This is a genomic window from Geodermatophilus bullaregiensis (assembly GCF_016907675.1).
Classification (GTDB): Bacteria; Actinomycetota; Actinomycetes; order Mycobacteriales; family Geodermatophilaceae; genus Geodermatophilus; species Geodermatophilus bullaregiensis.
The window spans coordinates 581,222-595,867 of record NZ_JAFBCJ010000001.1; the positions used below are offsets into that span (position 1 = coordinate 581,222).

17 protein-coding genes and 1 tRNA gene are annotated in these 14,646 nt (G+C 75.6%); 2 read left to right on the top strand and 16 right to left on the bottom strand.

All coding sequences use genetic code 11. The features are described 5' to 3' along the window. Positions 1–113: 113 nt before the first annotated feature. The 12 genes from JOD57_RS02655 to JOD57_RS02710 all read right to left on the bottom strand — a co-directional run bounded on the left by JOD57_RS02655 (position 114) and on the right by JOD57_RS02710 (position 10,687). A complete protein-coding gene (locus tag JOD57_RS02655; RefSeq protein ID WP_204690484.1) occupies positions 114–866 on the bottom strand; it encodes a YebC/PmpR family DNA-binding transcriptional regulator in 753 nt (250 codons plus the stop codon). Further along, on the bottom strand, positions 863–1,540 hold the full coding sequence (gene pdxT / locus JOD57_RS02660; RefSeq protein ID WP_204690485.1) for a pyridoxal 5'-phosphate synthase glutaminase subunit PdxT: 678 nt from the start codon (positions 1,538–1,540) through the stop codon (positions 863–865). Before pdxT ends, JOD57_RS02655 begins: the two co-directional genes overlap by 4 nt. Before the next feature lie 25 nt (positions 1,541–1,565). Further along, positions 1,566–2,687: a heparan-alpha-glucosaminide N-acetyltransferase domain-containing protein gene (locus tag JOD57_RS02665; protein WP_204690486.1), complete on the bottom strand. Its 1,122-nt coding sequence runs from the start codon at positions 2,685–2,687 to the stop codon at positions 1,566–1,568. Positions 2,688–2,694: 7 nt separating this feature from the next. Next, entirely contained in the window at positions 2,695–3,618 is a 924-nt protein-coding gene (gene pdxS / locus JOD57_RS02670; RefSeq protein ID WP_443667576.1) for a pyridoxal 5'-phosphate synthase lyase subunit PdxS, read from the bottom strand. Between the two features lie 64 nt (positions 3,619–3,682). Further along, complete coding sequence (locus JOD57_RS02675) at positions 3,683–4,216, bottom strand: LemA family protein (RefSeq protein WP_204690487.1); 534 nt, start codon at positions 4,214–4,216, stop codon at positions 3,683–3,685. A 10-nt stretch (positions 4,217–4,226) separates the two neighbouring features. Next, positions 4,227–5,432: a glycosyltransferase family 4 protein gene (locus tag JOD57_RS02680; RefSeq protein ID WP_204690488.1), complete on the bottom strand. Its 1,206-nt coding sequence runs from the start codon at positions 5,430–5,432 to the stop codon at positions 4,227–4,229. Next, a complete protein-coding gene (locus JOD57_RS02685; RefSeq protein ID WP_204690489.1) occupies positions 5,432–6,367 on the bottom strand; it encodes a phosphatidylinositol mannoside acyltransferase in 936 nt (311 codons plus the stop codon). Before JOD57_RS02685 ends, JOD57_RS02680 begins: the two co-directional genes overlap by 1 nt. Continuing rightward, on the bottom strand, positions 6,364–6,999 hold the full coding sequence (gene pgsA / locus JOD57_RS02690) for a phosphatidylinositol phosphate synthase (RefSeq protein ID WP_204690490.1): 636 nt from the start codon (positions 6,997–6,999) through the stop codon (positions 6,364–6,366). The genes JOD57_RS02685 and pgsA overlap by 4 nt, the downstream gene beginning before the upstream one ends. Position 7,000: 1 nt before the next feature. Continuing rightward, positions 7,001–7,573, bottom strand: a complete 573-nt coding sequence (locus JOD57_RS02695) for an HIT family protein (protein WP_204690491.1) — start codon at positions 7,571–7,573, stop codon at positions 7,001–7,003. Next, positions 7,570–9,597: a threonine--tRNA ligase gene (thrS, locus tag JOD57_RS02700; protein WP_307824405.1), complete on the bottom strand. Its 2,028-nt coding sequence runs from the start codon at positions 9,595–9,597 to the stop codon at positions 7,570–7,572. Before thrS ends, JOD57_RS02695 begins: the two co-directional genes overlap by 4 nt. Before the next feature lie 120 nt (positions 9,598–9,717). Then, positions 9,718–10,257 (bottom strand): MOSC N-terminal beta barrel domain-containing protein, encoded by a 540-nt coding sequence (locus JOD57_RS02705; protein ID WP_307824406.1) that lies wholly within the window; start codon positions 10,255–10,257, stop codon positions 9,718–9,720. A gap of 49 nt (positions 10,258–10,306) precedes the next feature. Beyond that, on the bottom strand, positions 10,307–10,687 hold the full coding sequence (locus JOD57_RS02710) for an HNH endonuclease (RefSeq protein ID WP_204690493.1): 381 nt from the start codon (positions 10,685–10,687) through the stop codon (positions 10,307–10,309). 204 nt (positions 10,688–10,891) lie between these two features. On the opposite strand from JOD57_RS02710, the gene JOD57_RS02715 reads away from it, so the two are divergent. Together JOD57_RS02715 and JOD57_RS02720 are read left to right on the top strand one after the other, a co-directional pair. Next, positions 10,892–11,449, top strand: coding sequence for a dihydrofolate reductase family protein (locus JOD57_RS02715; protein WP_204690494.1), 558 nt, complete (start codon positions 10,892–10,894; stop codon positions 11,447–11,449). Between the two features lie 301 nt (positions 11,450–11,750). Then, entirely contained in the window at positions 11,751–12,308 is a 558-nt protein-coding gene (locus JOD57_RS02720) for a dihydrofolate reductase family protein (protein ID WP_204690495.1), read from the top strand. 116 nt (positions 12,309–12,424) lie between these two features. Here the strand turns inward: JOD57_RS02720 and JOD57_RS02725 are convergent. From JOD57_RS02725 to JOD57_RS02740, 4 genes are all read right to left on the bottom strand, one after another. Continuing rightward, positions 12,425–12,496, bottom strand: a tRNA-Val gene (locus tag JOD57_RS02725). A 26-nt stretch (positions 12,497–12,522) separates the two neighbouring features. Beyond that, entirely contained in the window at positions 12,523–12,957 is a 435-nt protein-coding gene (locus JOD57_RS02730; protein WP_204690496.1) for a TIGR02611 family protein, read from the bottom strand. 53 nt (positions 12,958–13,010) lie between these two features. Beyond that, entirely contained in the window at positions 13,011–13,913 is a 903-nt protein-coding gene (locus JOD57_RS02735) for an anti-sigma factor domain-containing protein (protein ID WP_204690497.1), read from the bottom strand. After that, positions 13,910–14,560, bottom strand: a complete 651-nt coding sequence (locus tag JOD57_RS02740; RefSeq protein ID WP_239568070.1) for a sigma-70 family RNA polymerase sigma factor — start codon at positions 14,558–14,560, stop codon at positions 13,910–13,912. Before JOD57_RS02740 ends, JOD57_RS02735 begins: the two co-directional genes overlap by 4 nt. Between the last annotated feature and the right edge of the window lie 86 nt (positions 14,561–14,646).

A 14,646-nucleotide genomic window follows, 5' to 3' on the forward strand; every position in this document is an offset into this window, starting at 1 on the left:
CGCCCGCGCCTCCGTGCAGGGGCCCGCGGCGAGCCTGGTGACGTTGCTGGAACGGCCCCGCTGCAGGGGCCCGCGGCGAGCCTGCGAGGGGTGGGGGGCAGCGGGGTCCTCCCTCAGCCCACCTTCTCGAGCACCTCGTCGGAGACGTCGTAGTTGGCGTAGACGTTCTGCACGTCGTCGCAGTCCTCGAGCGCGTCGATGAGGCGGAACACCTTCCCGGCGCCCTCCTCGTCGAGCTCGACGGTGACGCTCGGGACGAAGCCGGCCTCGGCCGAGTCGTAGTCGATGCCGGCGTCCTGCAGCGCGGTGCGGACGGCGACGAGGTCGCCGGGCTCGCAGACCACCTCGAACGTGTCGCCGAGGTCGCGGACCTCCTCGGCGCCGGCGTCGAGCACCGCCACGAGCACGGTGTCCTCGTCGACGCCGCCGCTCCGCGGCACGACCACGACGCCCTTGCGCGAGAAGAGGTAGGAGACCGAGCCGGGGTCGGCCATCGACCCGCCGTTGCGGGTCATGGCGGTGCGGACCTCCATGGCCGAGCGGTTCTTGTTGTCCGTCAGGCACTCGACGAGGACGGCGACGCCGCCGGCCGCGTAGCCCTCGTAGGTGATCGTCTGGTAGTCGACGCCACCGGCCTCGAGGCCGGCGCCCCGCTTGACCGCCCGGTCGATGTTGTCGTTGGGCACCGAGCTCTTCTTCGCCTTCTGGATGGCGTCGAACAGCGTGGGGTTGCCCGCCGGGTCGCCGCCGCCGGTGCGGGCGGCGACCTCGATGTTCTTGATCAGCTTGGCGAAGAGCTTGCCGCGCTTGGCGTCGATCCCGGCCTTCTTGTGCTTCGTGGTCGCCCACTTGGAATGGCCGCTCACTGCTCTCCTCCGAGGTCGGGGGCGCCGGCGCCGGCGCCACTGGGGACTGCCACCGCCCGGCCGACCGCGGCCCTGTGCCGCACGATCCCCACGAACAGCGCGTGGACCCGGGTGTCCCCGGTCAGCTCGGGGTGGAAGCTGGTGGCCACGACGTCGCCCTGGCGCACCGCGACGATCCTACCGTCGGCCGGTCCGCCCACGACCCGCCCGAGCACCTGCACCCCCGGCCCGGCCTCCTCCACCCAGGGCGCGCGGATGAACACCGCCGACAGCGGCCCGCCCGGCACGCCGTCCAGCGCGACCCGCGACTCGAAGGAGTCGGCCTGCCGGCCGAACGCGTTGCGCCGCACGGTGACGTCGAGGCCGCCGACGGTCGGCTGGTCCGGCGGGGCGTCGAGCAGCCGGTCGGCCAGCAGCACCAGGCCCGCGCAGGTGCCGTAGGCGGGCAGCCCGCCGCGGACGGCGGCGCGCAGCGGCTCGAGCAGGCCGGTGCGGACGGCGAGCTTCGTCATCGTCGTCGACTCACCGCCCGGCAGGACCAGCCCGTCGACGGCGGCCAGCTCGTCGGGACGCCGGACGGGCACCGCCTCGGCACCGAGGGCGGCCAGGACGGCGAGGTGCTCGCGGACGTCGCCCTGCAGGGCCAGCACACCGACGACGGGGGTCCGGGACACGAGGGACCAGGCTACGGCGCGCCCCTCACGGCCCGGCCGCCCGCTGCGAGCTCCAGGTCAGCAGCCGCTCCAGCGGGCCGCGGCCCAGCCGCAGCCGCCACGCCGTGGCCAGCAGCAGGGCGGTGAGGGTGAAGCGCACCCACTGACCCCAGTCGGCGGAGGACCCCGACTCCACCACCCGGATGGCGACGATCTGCGCGGTGTAGACCGACAGCGCCAGCGCGCCCACCGACGCCAGCGGGTACGTCAGCCGCGGCAGCAGGTCGGCGAGCACCAGGCACCCCCCGACGACGGCGACCGCGAACCCGCCCGAGCCGACCACCTCGAACGGCGTGCCGCTGTGCGGTTGCGCGCCGGCGAACCACGCCGGGTCCCACTCGCCGGAGGAGCCGAAGCCGGCCTCGATCCCGACCAGCCGCCTCCCGGGCGCGAGCTCCCGGGTGCTCAGCAGGCCACCGAGGTACCCCAGCACCGCGGCGGCCGACCCGGCGGCGACCAGGCCCGCGCGCACCCGGGCGGCCCGCAGGTCCAGCCGACCCACCGCCAGCCCGACCAGCACGAAGGCCAGCCAGACCGCCGCCGGGTAGTAGCCGGTGAACAGCAGGAAGGTGAACGCGTCGCCCTCCGCGTCGTGCTCGGTGGCGTACTGCCCGACGGCGACGGTGAGCGGCGGCGCGGCCAGGACGACGACGCCCGCGGCGAGCAGCAGCCGCGGGGGCGACCAGCGCAGGAACGGCAGCGCCAGGACGAAGAGCACCGCGTAGACGCCGAGGACGATCGCCACGAAGGTGTCGAGCAGCTCCAGGACGCCGCCGATGGCGAACACCCACGCGGCCCGGACCAGCACGCGGGTGCGGGCCCGGGCGAGCTCGCGGCCGGCGAACGGGGTGCGGCCGCCGGACAGCAGCGCGATGGAGATCCCGGCCATCGTGGCGAACAGGATCGACGAGCGGCCGTCGACGAGCGCCCGCCACGTGGCCGGGTCCCAGCCGAGGTCGCCGGTGTCGCCCAGGTGGGCGCCGAACATGCCGAGGACGGCCAGCCCGCGGGCGACGTCGAGACCGGCGACCCGCCGTCCGGTCGGGGCGACCGGCTCCGGACCGGCGGGCGCGCCGGCGTCCCCGACGGCCTCCCGCTGCGCCGTCACGCCCGGTTCACCAGCCGCGGGTGGCGTACCGCTCGCTCGGCGGCAGCGTCGCCACGTCGATGCCGACCATCGGCTCGCCGAGCCCGCGGGAGACCTTGGCGATCACGGCGGGGTCGTCGAAGAACGTGGTGGCCTGCACGATCGCCGCGGCGCGCTGGGCCGGGTCGCCGGACTTGAAGACGCCCGAGCCGACGAAGACGCCCTCGGCGCCCAGCTGCATCATCATCGCGGCGTCGGCCGGGGTGGCGATCCCGCCGGCGGTGAACAGCACCACCGGCAGCTCCCCGCGCCGGGCGACCTCGACGACGAGGTCGTGCGGCGCCGAGAGCTCCTTCGCCGCGACGTACAGCTCCGTCTCGTCGAGGGTGGCCAGCCGCTTGATGCCGGTGCGCAGCGCGCGCATGTGCCGGGTGGCCTCGACGACGTTGCCCGTGCCGGCCTCGCCCTTCGACCGGATCATCGCCGCGCCCTCGGCGATCCGGCGCAGCGCCTCGCCCAGGTCGGTGGCGCCGCAGACGAAGGGCACGGTGAAGTCGCGCTTGGCGATGTGGTGGGCCTCGTCGGCCGGGGTGAGCACCTCGGACTCGTCGATGTAGTCGACACCGAGGCTCTGCAGCACCTGGGCCTCGACGAAGTGGCCGATGCGGGCCTTGGCCATCACCGGGATGGACACCGCGTCGATGATCCCCTGGACCAGGTCGGGGTCGCTCATGCGCGCGATGCCGCCCTGCGCGCGGATGTCGGCGGGCACCCGCTCGAGCGCCATGACCGCGACCGCGCCGGCGTCCTCGGCGATCCGCGCCTGCTCGGGCGTGACGACGTCCATGATCACGCCGCCCTTGAGCTGCTCGGCGAGGCCGCGCTTGACGCGGTCGGTGCCCGTGGCCGGCACGGCGGTCGGGGAGGCGGGGACGTCGGCGTGCGAGGACACGGGCTGCTCCAGGAGGGGTACGGCCGGGCCGGACACGGCGCACGGCCCGCCCATCGTAGAGCGGTCAGCGCAGGGCGGAGGTGCCGCTGGTCACGGCGTCCAGGCCGTCCTCGACGTCGAAGAACCGGGGCAGCGGCTGGTCGGCGTGCAGCCGGAGCAGCCGGGGCAGCCGCCGCTCGCGCAGCAGGTGGGTGTCGCGGACGGCGTCGTTGTAGAAGCGGCGGGCCAGCGCGATGCGGTCCTCGGCCTCGGCGAGCGCGCCCAGCAGCGCCGGCGGCACGCCGGGCAGGTCGGCCGGCAGGGCCCGCAGCTCCCGGCCGAGGGCGTTCTCGGCCAGCTCGCGGTCGCCGGCCGGGAGCTCGCGGGCCTCGTGGGCGGCGGTCTTGAGCCGGGTGGTGCGGTCCTCGCCCAGGACGGCGGAGTGCTCGGAGGCCAGGTCGGCGGCGAGCGCGGCGCGCTGCTGCAGCCGGGCGTCGAGCACCGTCCAGGCCCGCGCCATGCGTCCCTCGAGGCGACGGAGGCGGGTCAGCGTCCACGCCGTCCAGGCCAGCAGGAGGACGACGACGCCGGCGAGGAGCATCAGGGCGTCGGGCGTCACTCACCCCACGCTAGCGGCGGACCCCCCGTGGCGGGGACGGCCACGCCCCGTCATCGGTCACCGCGGCCAGGTCCCCGTCGTCGGCGGCCGTGACCCCACCGGCGCCGGGCAGGACGACGGTCTCGTAGACGGCGAGCACCCGGCGGGCCACCACCTGCCAGTCGTAGCCGGCCGCCACCTCCCGGCCGGTCGCGGACAGGCGGGCCCGGCGGTCGGGGTCGGTGAGCAGGTCGGACAGCGCCCGGGCCAGCGCGGCGCTGTCGCCGCGGCGGACCAGCACGCCGGCCGCGCCGTCCTCGAGCACGCGGACGAAGGCGTCGAGGTCGCTGGCCACGATCGGCGCGCCGGCGGCCATCGCCTCGATGAGCACGATCCCGAAGGACTCACCCAGCAGGTTGGGCGCGCAGTACACGTCGACCGACCGCAGGAAGGCAGCCTTCTGCGCCTCGGTGAGCTCGCCGAGCAACGACACGTGCGGGGCGAGGTCCTCGCCGAGCAGCTCCCGGACCGCGTCGGGATCGCCCCGGCCGGCGATCAGCAGCCGCGCGCCGGGGTGCTCGCGGACGACGCCGCGCATGGCCTCCAGCAGCACCGGCAGGCCCTTGCGCGGCTCGTCGTAGCGGCCGAGGAAACCGATCGTCGGCCCGTCCACGCCGCGGGTGTGGCCGGGCAGCGAGGGGCCCTGCGCGAAGGGCGCGACGTGCACCCCGTTGGGGATGATCACCGCGTCGTTGCCCAGGTGCTCGACCTGCACCCGGCGGGCGGAGTCCGACACCGCGATGCGCCCGGAGATCTTCTCCAGCCACGGGCGGATGAGGGGGCCGACGGCAGCCAGCCACTTGGAGCGGATCGTGGCGGCGTGGTAGGTCGCCACGATCGGGCCGGTGGCGATCATGCAGACGACCAGGGAGACCGAGGGTGTCGCCGGCTCGTGCACGTGGACGACGTCGAAGTCGCCCTCTCGCAACCAGCGCCGCACGCGGGTGGCGCTGACCGGCCCGAGCTGCAGGCTGGCCATCGAGCCGTTGTAGGGGACCGGCACGGCGCGCCCGGCCCAGGTCGCGTGCTCGGCCGGCAGCGACTCCTCGTGCTCCGCAGGGGTGAGCACCTCGACGTGGTGGCCCAGGCCGCGCAGCGTCTCGGCGAGGTCGCGCACGTGGTACTGGACCCCGCCGGGGACGTCCCACTGGTAGGGGCAGACCAGGCCGATCCGCATCAGCCGCGCTCCCCCGCCGGCGGGTCCGGCGGCACGTCGGCCCAGATCCGGCCCAGCACGTGCCAGTCCTCGGGGCGGACGGCGAGGTCCTGGGTGAAGGCGTCGGCGACGCCCTGCATCGCGGCGGCGACCCGGTCGCGCAACCTCCCCGGCCCGTCGACCGGCACCTCGGGCCGGACCGCGAACTCCCAGCCGCGGTCGGTGAAGCGGCAGACGGCCGGGTGCAGCGCCGCGCCGGTCTGGGCGGCCAGCAGCGCGGGGCCGCCGGGCATCGTGGCCCGCCGGGCGAAGAGGTCCACGGGGACGCCGCCGGAGCCCAGGTCGCGGTCGACGAGCAGGCAGCTGAAGCCGCCGCCGGCCAGCCACTCGCGCAGCACGGCGGAGCTGGGCCGCGCTCCCCCGGTCAGCGGCAGCACCTCGATGCCGAGGGACGCGCGGTAGTCGAGGAACCGCCGGTAGAGCGACTCGGGCCGCAGCCGCTCGGCGACGGTCGTGAACGGCCCGCCCAGCCAGTCGACGAGCCACACCCCCGCGGCGTCCCAGTTCCCGCTGTGCGGCAGGGCGACGACGACGCCGCGGCCGTCGGCCCGGGCCTTCTCGAGGTGCTCGACGCCGGAGCTGGCGGTGTCGGCCACGATCCGCTCGCCGGGCAGCCGCGGCAGGCGGAAGGCCTCCTGCCAGTACCGGGCGTAGGAGCGCACCGCCCGGACCGTGAGGTCGGCGAGCTCGTCCTCGCTCAGCCGCCCCCCGGTGGCCACCCGCAGGTTGGCCCGCAGCTGGCGCACGCGGCGCCCGTCGCGCCCGGCCGCCCACCGGCCGCCGGCGTCGAACGCGCCGCGGGCCACCGGTTCCGGCAGCCGCTGCACGGCCTGCCAGCCCGCCGCGTAGCCGAGGTCGGTGAGCCGGTCGGCCACGCGGGCGCGCACACCGCTCACCGCGCCGGCGTGGACGCCGCCGGCGCCGCCTCGCCGCGGGCGCCGCGGTGCACGGCGACCACCCGCTGCGCGACGGTCACCGCACCGCCGGCGACCAGCAGCCACAGGCCGACGTCGACGGCGTGGGGCAGGCCCAGGCCGGTGAGGCCGGTGCCGGTGAGCACCAGGATGAGCCGCTCGGTGCGCTCGACCAGCCCGACGTCGCAGGGGATGCCGACTCCCTCGGCGCGGGCCTTGATGTAGCTGGTCAGCACGCCGAGGACGAGGCCGAGCAGGGCGAGCAGGGCGAGCAGCCGGTTCCCGCCGCTGCCGGTGTACCACCACACCAGCGCCCCGAAGACGGCGGCGTCGACGGCCCGGTCGCAGGTGGAGTCGAGGACGGCGCCGAACGCCGACCCGCCGCCGCGGGCCCGGGCCAGGGCGCCGTCGAGCATGTCGAGGAACACGAACAGCGTCACGGTGAACGCGCCCCAGAACAGCGAGCCGTGCGCGATGAGCAGCACCGCGCCGGCCATCGCGCCGAGCGTGCCGGTGACCGTGACCATGTCCGGGGTCACCCCGGCCCGGGCCAGTTGCGCCACCACCGGCGCCCAGAAGCGGCCGACGGCGGCGCGGGCTCCCTGCCCCAGCACGTCAGCCCTCCCGCACCGGGGACGCCGGCCAGTTCTTGGCCAGCAGCGCCCGCGTCTCGGCCAGGACCTGCGGCAGGACCCGGGTCAGCCCGAGGACCGGCATGAAGTTGGTGTCACCGCCCCAGCGCGGCACCGCGTGCTGGTGCAGGTGGTCGGCGATGCCGGCGCCGGCCACCGCGCCCTGGTTCATCCCGATGTTGAAGCCGTGCGCGCCGGTCACCTGTCGCACCACCCGCATCGCCGTCTGCGTGAACGAGCCCAGCTCGGCGACCTCGGCGTCGGTGAGGTCGGTGTAGTCGGGCACGTGCCGGTACGGGACCACCATGAGGTGTCCGGCGTTGTAGGGGTAGAGGTTCAGGACGGCGAACACCGTCTCGCCCCGGGCGACGACCAGTCCCTCCTCGTCCGGCATGGACGGGATGAGGCAGAACGGGCAGTCGTGCTCACCGGTGGGCTTGCCCGAGCCGCGGATGTAGGCCATCCGGTACGGCGTCCACAGGTGCTCGAAGACGGTGGCCGGGCCGCCGTCGTCGCTGGAGACCGGGACGGAGAACCCGTCCGGGCCGGTGGTCACGCGCTCCCCAGCGGCGTCTCGGCCGTGGGGTCGGCGTTGTGGCGCGCGCCCACCCACGCGGCGACGGCCGCGACGGCCTGCTCGACCGGCACGCCGTTGCGCTGGCTGCCGTCCCGGTAGCGGAAGGACACCGCACCGGCCTCGGCGTCGGTCGCCCCGGCGATCAGCACGAAGGGCACCTTCTGCTTGCTGGCGTTGCGGATCTTCTTCTGCATGCGGTCGTCGGAGTCGTCGACCTCGACCCGCAAGCCGCGCTCCCGCAGCAGCAGCGCGACGTCGCGCAGGTGGGGCACCTGCTCGTCGGTGACCGGGATGCCGACGACCTGCACCGGCGCCAGCCACGCCGGGAACGCGCCGGCGTAGTGCTCGGTGAGGACGCCGAGGAACCGCTCGATCGAGCCGAACTTGGCCGAGTGGATCATCACCGGCTGCCGGCGGGTGCCGTCGGAGGCGCTGTACTCCAGGGCGAAGCGCGCCGGCTGGTTGAAGTCGTACTGGATGGTCGACATCTGCCAGGTGCGCCCGATGGCGTCGCGGGCCTGCACCGAGATCTTCGGCCCGTAGAACGCCGCGCCGCCGGGGTCGGGCACGAGCTCGAGCCCGGTCTCCCGCGCCGCCTCCTCCAGCACCGCGGTGGCCACCGCCCACTCCTCCTCGGAGCCGATGAACTTGTCGGAGTCGTCGCGGGTCGACAGCTCCAGGAAGAAGTCGTCCAGGCCGAAGTCGCTCAGCAGGCCGAGGACGAACGACAGCAGGTGCCGGATCTCGCCGGGCGCCTGCTCCGGGGTGACGTAGCTGTGCGAGTCGTCCTGGGCGAAGCCGCGCACCCGGGTGAGCCCGTGGACGACGCCGGACTTCTCGTAGCGGTAGACCGAGCCGAACTCGAACAGCCGCAGCGGCAGCTCGCGGTAGGACCGCCCGCGCGACCGGAAGACCAGGTTGTGCATCGGGCAGTTCATGGCCTTGAGGTAGTACTCGCTGTTCTCCATCTCCATCGGCGGGAACATGGTGTCGGCGTAGTACGGCAGGTGCCCGGAGGTCTCGAACAGCCCGCGCTTGCTGATGTGCGGGGTGCCGACGTACTCGAAGCCCGACTCGATGTGCCGGCGGCGGACGTAGTCCTCCATCTCCCGCTTGACCACGCCGCCCCTGGGGTGGAAGACGGGCAGGCCGGAGCCGATCTCGTCGGGGAAGCTGAACAGGTCCAGCTCCGCGCCCAGCCGCCGGTGGTCGCGGCGCTCGGCCTCGGCCAGGTGCTCCAGGTACGCCTTGTGCGCCTCGCGGCTCTCCCACGCGGTGCCGTAGACCCGCTGCAGCTGCGGGTTCTTCTCGTTCCCGCGCCAGTAGGCCGCCGCCGAGCGGGTCAGGCTGAAGGCCGGGATGGTGCTGGTGCGCGCGACGTGCGGGCCGCGGCACAGGTCGGTCCACACGCGGTCGCCGGTGCGGGCGTCGAGGTTGTCGTACATGGTCAGCTGCGCGCCGCCGACCTCGACGTCGGCGCCCTCCGCGGCCTCTCCGGCGCCGCCCTTGAGGCCGATGAGCTCGAGCTTGTACGGCTCGTGCGCCAGCTCGGCGCGGGCGGCGTCGTCGTCGATCTCGCGGCGGGCGAACCGCTGCCCGGCCCGCACGATCTGCTGCATGCGCTTCTCCAGCGCCTGCAGGTCGTCGGGGGTGAAGGGCCGCTCGGGGTCGAAGTCGTAGTAGAAGCCGTTCTCGACCGGCGGGCCGATGCCCAGGCGGGTGCCCGGGAAGAGGTCCTGCACGGCCTGGGCGAGCACGTGCGCGGTCGAGTGCCGGATGACCCCGCGCCCCTCCGGGCTGGCCGCCGCGACCGGCTCGACGTCGGCGTCGGCCCCGGGCGCCCAGGCCAGGTCGCGCAGGTCGCCGGTGGCCAGGTCACGGACGACGACGGCGCCGTCGGGACCCTTGAGCGCGACCCCGGCGCCCTTGAGCGCCTGCTCGGCCGTCGTCCCGGCCGGCACCCGGATCGGGGCGGCGGCGGCGGGGGTGGGCGCGGCGGACACGGGGTCTCCTGGAGGTCGCTCGGGGTGCGGGTCGGCGTCCGTCCGGTCCGGACGGGCACCGGCCAGCGTAACGAGCCCGTCCGCCGTCCCCGGGCCACCCGACGCCGCGACGGGGCCCGGCTACTCCGTCGTGACGGGATCGCCGACGGCGACCGAGCCCGGCTGCACCACCTCCGCGTAGACGCCCAGGCAGTGCCTCGGCAGGCGGGTGACCTCCAGCACGGCCGAGCCCAGCCGCAGCCGCCGGCCCACCCACCCGCGCTCGTCGTCGCCGGGCAGGTCGAGCACGAGGTTGGCGCGCGGGTCGTCGGCGCCGCACCCGGCCGGGACGACGCCGGAGGCCGCGCGGTCGAGCGCCTGCCGCGAGACCAGGTGCACCGCCGCCCCGCCGTCGGGCCGGCTCCCGAGCGGCTGCAGGCGCACCCGCTCGCCGAGCGCGGCGGTGATCGCGGCGGCGTCGGCGGCGGGGTCACCGGTGGCGCGGACCCCGGCCAGCGCGGGCGCGTCCTTGCCGCGCAGCTGCCGGCCGGCACCGGTGACGGCGACCCACGCGCGGTCGCCGGCCAGGCCCGCGGGACCGACGTCGGCCCGCGGCAGGGGCGTCCCGGCGCACCCGCGCACCGGGTAGACCGAGACCGTGACGACCGTGCCCGCGCTCACGACCGCCACGCTACGGCGGCTGTAGCCACCGCGCGGTGACCGGTGCGGCTCAGGCGGCCTGCCCGCTGCGGCGGCGCAGCCGGCGCAGCTGCGCGTCGAGGTAGGGCCGGGCGCGCCGCTGGCCGCCGCGGACGGTGATCGCCTCGGCCAGCTCGCCGAGGACCCGGCCGAGCCGCTCCTCGTCGGCCGGCCAGCCGCGGCGCAGGCACTCCTCGAGCCACTCGACCGGCGCGGTGTGCCCGCGCGCGGCGTTGCAGCGGCGGCAGGCGGCGACCTCGTTCTCCAGCCACGAGGGGCCGCCCTTGACCCGGGGGACGACGTGCTCGGTCGTCGGGGTCACCTGCCCGGAGAGCGCGCGGCCGCACCAGATGCAGGTGGGGCCGTCCCGTTCCACGGCCGCCTCCAGGCGAGCGGCCCTGTCCAGTGCCATCTCCCCCATGGTGCGCCCGATCGGCGCACGGGCGGCGGCGTCGGGGCCGGACCCCTGGTCGGGCTCCCCCGCCGGTCACCCGGGGCGCCGTGGCAGGGTCGGCGCGCCACCAGCGATGAGTTCCGGTGCCGGCCGTCGTCTCCTCCACGACCGAGCCGCCGGCGCACGAGGGCCCCGGGCCACCGACCTGACGAGGAGCACGACATGGGCGCGATCAAGGTGCACGAGTTCACCACCGTCGACGGGGTCGTCGACGTCCCGATGTGGACGGTCGACTACGGCTTCCCCGACGACCTGTCCGAGTCGATCGGCGCGCTCACCGGCGCCGCGTCCGGGATCCTGCTCGGGCGCACGACCTTCGAGATGTTCGCGCCGGCCTGGTCCACCCGGACCGTGGAGGACGACCCCGGCGCGCCGTTCTTCAACGACACCCGCAAGCACGTCGTCTCCGCCACGCTGGCGGACGCCGAGTCGGTCTGGCGCAACTCCGGCGTGCTCGGCGGCTACGACGCCGGCCGCATCCGGGAGCTCAAGGAGCGCGAGGACGGCGACCTCTACGTCAGCGGGAGCGCCACGCTCGTGCGGGCGCTGCTGGCCGACGGGCTGGTCGACGAGCTGCACCTCTACGTCTACCCGCTGGCCGTCGGCACCGGGATCCGGCTGTTCCCCGACGGCGCGCCGAGGACGCCGATGTCGCTGCTGGGCGCCGAGGCCCTGAGCAACGGCGTGGCGCACCTGTCCTACGGGCCGGCCGCCGGCTGACCCCGGGACGACGAGAGGGCCGGGCACCCGTCCGGGAGCCCGGCCCTCCGGCGTGCGCGGGCGACACCCGGTCCGGACCGGTGACCGCCGGACCACCTCGCCTCGCAGGCGGCGCTGACGCCGGCCGGGTCCGTGGGCTCCGGAACGGTGCGGGTGGGCGCACGACCCGGGCTGCGGTCCGCACGGGTCCCGACGGTCGACGGGACGGACCGGCCGGCCGATCGATGAGTTCCCGGTCCGGCGCAGGTCCCAGCCTCCGGGACGACTCGGAGACCGGCGCGCCCGTACCCGGAGGAGACGCATGGCCAAGCTCATCTACTCGATGATCACCTCGCTCGACGGCTACGCCGAGGCAGCCGAGGGCGACCTCGGCGCGGGGGCCGAGGTCCCGGAGGTGCACGCCTTCATCGGCGACGTCTTCCGCTCCGTCGGCACGTACCTCTACGGCCGGCGCATGTACGAGACGATGGTCTTCTGGGAGACCGCGCACACCGACCCCGCCGCGCCGCCGCACGTCCTGCAGTACGCGCGCGACTGGCAGGCCGCCGAGAAGATCGTCTACTCCACGACGCTGGGGTCGGTGTCGAGCGAGAAGACCCGGATCGAGCGGACCTTCGACCCGGACGCGGTCCGCCGGCTCAAGGCCGAGGCGGGGTCCGATCTCACCGTCGACGGCCCGGACCTCGCCGCCCAGGCGATCGCGGCCGGCCTGGTGGACGAGTACCACCTCTTCGTCACGACGAGCGTGGTCGGCGGCGGCAAGCGGTTCTTCCCCGACGGCGTGCGCCTCGATCTCGAGCTGGTCGAGGAGCGCGCCTTCGACAGCGGACTGGTCTACACGCGCTACCGGACCCGCTGAGCCGCACCCGGCCCCGGCCCTGCCGAGGACAGGGCCGGGGCCGGTGAGCGCACTCCCCCGGACACGACGAAGGGCCAGGTCCCCCGTCTCCGGGTTCACCTGGCCCGTCGTGCCGGTGGGCGATACTGGGTTCGAACCAGTGACCTCTTCGGTGTGAACGAAGCGCTCTACCACTGAGCCAATCGCCCGCTGCGGCGTCCATGATGCCAGACGCTCAGCGCCAGAGCGGTACCCACCCCGGCACCCAGCCGGGGACGCCCATGACGTGCAGGCCGACGACCAGCACGCCGTAGACGAAGGCCGCCGTCAGCGCCGCGATGCCCAGCCGCACCCACACCGGCTGGCGGCCGAGCCACTCGGTCCAGGCGCTGACGTGGCGCTTGGTGAACTCCAGCAGCCGCTCGGCCCACGTGAACTCGGTGGCGAGCACGAACAGCCCGGCGATGACGGTGAGCCACCCGGGTCCGGGCAGCGGGATGGTGACCAGGCCGACCGCGACGACCAGGCCGCCGGTGATGCCGACGCCGAGCCGGTAGCCGGAGTCCAGCGTCCGGCGGGCGGCCACCCGCCTGCGCCAGCGGGTCCCCGCGACCCGCTCGCGGAGGCTGTGGTGACCGTCCTGCGCGACGTGCTCCCGCCGCTGCGCCACGGTCGGTCGTGCCCGCCGCTCCCGGGGGACGGGTGGCACCGTGTCCTGTCCGCTCAGCTGGTCACCTGCCCGTTCGCCACCACGTCCGTCGGTTCCGACGGAGCCTGACGACCGGGCTCGATGCTGATGGCGTACGCCTCGTAGTCGTCGAGACCGGTCGACGCGGAGCCTACGGTCCGCAGGTCCGTCCGTGGGGAGACGACGTCGAAGGTGCCGAGCGCCACGGGGGTCTCCCCCTGCACGCCCCACAGCACGTACGTGAAGTCGGAGCTGTCGTTGACCCGCAGGCCGTGCGCGACGACCTCCACCTGCCCCTCGCGCGCGACGACCGTCGCCACGGGGGTGCCGTCGTCGGTGACGGGGGCGATCGTCGCCCGGCCGGGCTGCAGCAGCGCCTCCACGATCTCGGCCTGCTCGGCGGCCACGGCCCGCGCCTCGTCGCGCGCCGACCCCAGGACGACGTTCCAGGTGCCCAGCGCGAGGATCGCCGCGACCGCCGCGGCCGCCAGCGCGTTGGGCACCACCCGGCGCCACGCCGTCCGCTCGGGGTCCTCGGCCGGTGGGCGGTAGGCGGGGAAGCCGGTGGCCGCGGGCCGGTCGGTCCGCCGCCGGCCGGCGGCCGGGCCGGGCGGCGCGGGCACGGCGGGGCCGGTCGGCGCCGGCAGGCCGGGGTCGGTCAGGGCCGGGTCCCGGATCCCGGCCGGCGGCGGCAGCTGCTCGGTGCGCTCGACGGCGGCCCGCAGCCGGTCGCGCAGGTCCGGGGAGGGCTCGGCGGGCGGGAGGTCGGAGGCCAGCGCGGACATCACCTCGGAGGTCTCGGCGACCGTGCGCGCGCAGCGCGGGCACTGCGGCAGGTGGGCGCCGAAGACGGTCTCGTCCTCGGGCTCGAGCGCGTGCAGCGCCCAGCCGACGGCGAGCTCGTCGAAGGGCTCGTGGGAGTCGGGGCGCGCGCTCACCGGGCGCCTCCGTCGACTGCGGCGGGGTCGCTCAGCGCGCCCCCGGCCGTGGCACCGCCCACCGCTCCGAGCTCCTCCTTGAGGCGGCGCATGCCGGCGAGCATGCGCGTCTTCACCGTGCCCAGCGGGGCACGGGTCAGGGCGGCGACCTCCCGCTGGGTGTAGCCGCCGTAGTAGGCCAGCGTCAGCGCCTCCCGCTGGGCGTCGGGCAGCGTCCCGAGCGCGGTGCGCACCCGCTCGGAGACCACGCGGGCCCACGCCTCGTCCTCGACGTCCCGGGCGGTGGTCGGGGCGGTCAGCGCCAGGTCGTCCCCGGCCCGCGTCTGGCGGCGCCGGTGGGACTCCTCGCGCCGGACCGCGTCGACCGCCTTGTGGTGCACCATCGCCATCAGCCAGGAGGAGAAGCTGCCGCGCGCCCGGTCGTAGGCGTGCGGGTCGCGCCAGACGCTGAGGAACACGTCCTGGACGACGTCCTCGGCGAGGGTGTCGTCGGCGAGGACACGGCGGGCCAGGGCGAAGGCCGGCCGGCGGAACCGGTCGTAGAGGTCGTCGACGGCTCCCCGTTCCCCGGCGCGCACGCGCGCCACGAGGTCCGCGTCACCGGGGTCGCCCTCCGGGCGTCGTGCCGGACGCGTCACGGCTCCCATCGTCACACGCCGCGTTCGTGCGGCGCAGCCACCTCGGTTCACCACGCCGGGACGGCGCCGCCGGGGACCACCCGGACGGGCGACAC